The organism is bacterium, from assembly GCA_037131655.1.
Classification (GTDB): domain Bacteria; phylum Armatimonadota; class Fimbriimonadia; order Fimbriimonadales; family JBAXQP01; genus JBAXQP01.
Genome location: JBAXQP010000346.1, coordinates 1 through 2,596 on the forward strand (window position 1 = coordinate 1; position 2,596 = coordinate 2,596).

Consider the following 2,596-nt stretch of genomic DNA (forward strand, 5'->3'; position numbering starts at 1 on the left):
ACTCAGTCAGTGTGTCCGTGTGTTTCTCTCAACTCGGTGCGAGACCAGGTGAAGTTAGAGGCTTCGAACAAGACCCAGAGGTTATTGCGCAAAGAGAGGCTGAGTTTAAAAGATATCTTAAACAGAAAGGCAATTACAACGAAACAGACACACAGCAATCGAGCGGATCATCGGATTATTCCTCTTCTAATCATGCGAATGACCTGAACCGTGATTCGTATGACGATGGCCCAAGCCCTCTGACGATAGGCCTGATGCGTATTTTTGATCGCCTACTAATTTTACTATCGTTAATCATAGCCGTCGGAGTCCTAAACCGAAGTGCAATCGAATGCAGTGTTCGTCCAATCGTTGATGCCAGATCCTTGCTCCGCAAGATCACTATATGGCCAGCTCGTTTTGATCCGCTATTCATCATTGGTAGTATTTGTTTGAGCAGTCTTGCTTTCTGGTATATGCCCTATGCAGGGGAAAACGCGCTTTTGTTTTATTTCAGCGTTGTCCTTCCACTTAGTGCTTTTGCCGTAAGTTGGCATTTACTTGAGACAATTGCACGCTCGATACCTACATTGGATATTTACAAGAGACTGGCGCTATCAATAGCTGCAGTTTTACTTGCTGCCCAATATAGCTTCGAACCTTGGCCTATGGTTACGGTCAAGGTTTTCATCTGGATGCCGTTGATTGTCTGTCTCATCAGGAGTTCTGCGCTACTCGCCTATCGGGCTTTCCTTATTCCGGTTGTATTCTCACTGATATTCTCTGTCACACGACTGCTAGGATCTGACACCATTTCCTTTTTAGTCGTTCGTTTTATACTCAACATCTGCATCATATATTTGACTTTTCGTTCATTTCTCAAAGCTAGAGAAAAGAGCGAGGCTAACTGGGACAACATTCTAGATGCCGGTAGATTCATGATTGGAATGCGTTCGTCATTTAATGCTCCTATTCCTCCGCCTCCTCCACCAACGAGATGGTTTCTGTTTGTGGACGGGAAAGTTACTGGACCAGTCGTTGAGCCGGAGTTGCGCTCAGGCTTGTCAACCGCCCGCTGGGCAACCGATATTCTGGTCTGCAGAGAGGGAGATACTGAATGGAAAAACCTCATAGAAGTCATATCTGCTCCAACGCCCACACCTTCAACTCCATGCTCCACTCCGATCTCTGAGGCAACTCAACATTCGATGTCTGAAAGTGTTTCAGGCAGTATGGGGCGTAAAGAGCGCCGTGCGTCCGAGCGTCAGAAACTCATTTATGTCTCAACATTTCTGATTTTATTGATACTTGCCATATTGCTTGGTGCTTTAATTTGATCATTCCCGTCGACCTCATAAGATAGAAACCCTTCGACCGATAAAACCTATTCACATATACACTCAATGCGTTATTACACACTCAACTCAAATAATGAACCTCAGGGTCCGTTTTCTATGGAAGAAATACGTGCTTCCATGAAATCAGATACTCTCTCCTTAGCATCACTCGTATGTCGTGAAGGCGAGAAGGAATGGATTCCACTAAGCAGTGTCATTCAGGAAAATTCTCAGAAACCAACAAATGCAAACAAAACAAATCGCCACGCCAATTTACTATACGGGGGTTGTGGGATTGCACTTGGCGTTCTTGTGACGCTCGCCGGGTTATTCATTCTGAACAACACAGGACACAGTAGCAGCGAACCAGCGTATATTGCCAAAGTATTGGGTAAAAGCGGCGGCGTTGACGGTATTAGAATAATTCTTCTCTTTAAGGATGCTAAAGATAAAGGAACATCAGCCACTGGGAAAGTTGTTGTCGAGGTTTATGAACAAGATCAGTACAACGCTGCTCTGACTCGTCCGTTTGCTGTCCAAGAATTTACTATCTCACAAGCAGATTTTAAGAACGCAGATTACGGGCTATGGAATGATTACATGATTACCCTGCCTAGATTGGTATACCCGCCTGGGTATGTTGCGAAATCGAAGTATGGCACAGTTAAAGTCTATTTCACTTCACCAAACGGAACGAAACTAGTAGGTGAAGGCAGCGCCATTTCTTTAAAAGGATAATCGAGTATTCCCTGAGAAGCCGTGTGAAAAAAAACATGGCCGAACCTCACCACCGTGGCACAGGCAGAGGCCCAATCCGCAGCGCATTAAGGACATTCTCAACACGTTCGATACTCCAAGTCCATTGATCACGACAACACGATTCTGATACTTTATTACAAGATTGCTCCCATGAACCGCGACCGATACCCCCCGAAACCTCTGAGACGCACAACCGTCGAGGATGAGAGATCGCCAGCAGTCATTCATCGCGGTGTGACGATTTACAAAGACGAACCGCTTCCTGATCTTCCGCTGCCAAAAAAGGTCGTAGTCGATCAAGGGTATCTCCACATTGACGACACGGCCGTCTGCTTTTGGGTTATATCGAAGAACACAATCGATTGGCTGGGTAACCAAATCGCCAAGTGGCAGAAAGAGGACCCGAGCGAGGCGAACAGGCTGCAACTGGTCGGAATAATTGAAGCCGCCGAGCAGCGGATAAAGGAGATGCCAGAAGAACTCCGGGAATACGACCGTTCGGCCCTTATTGAAGAGGTCAT

3 protein-coding genes are annotated in these 2,596 nt (G+C 46.1%); all 3 read left to right on the plus strand.

Annotated features, from left to right (window positions below; all coding sequences use genetic code 11):
* On the plus strand, positions 1-1,316 hold a 1,316-nt coding region (locus WCO51_12190; GenBank protein MEI6514013.1), incomplete at its 5' end, for a hypothetical protein.
* Positions 1,317-1,382: 66 nt separating this feature from the next.
* Complete coding sequence (locus WCO51_12195; GenBank protein MEI6514014.1) at positions 1,383-2,054, plus strand: DUF4339 domain-containing protein; 672 nt, start codon at positions 1,383-1,385, stop codon at positions 2,052-2,054.
* Positions 2,055-2,225: 171 nt separating this feature from the next.
* Positions 2,226-2,596, plus strand: a 371-nt coding sequence (locus tag WCO51_12200; GenBank protein ID MEI6514015.1) for a hypothetical protein, incomplete at its 3' end; no start/stop codon positions are given.

What these genes read in the sequence shown, in the direction of transcription:
- WCO51_12195 (MEI6514014.1), top strand. Translation starts at nt 1,383, where the DNA reads ATGCGTTATTACACACTCAACTCAAATAATGAACCTCAGGGTCCGTTT.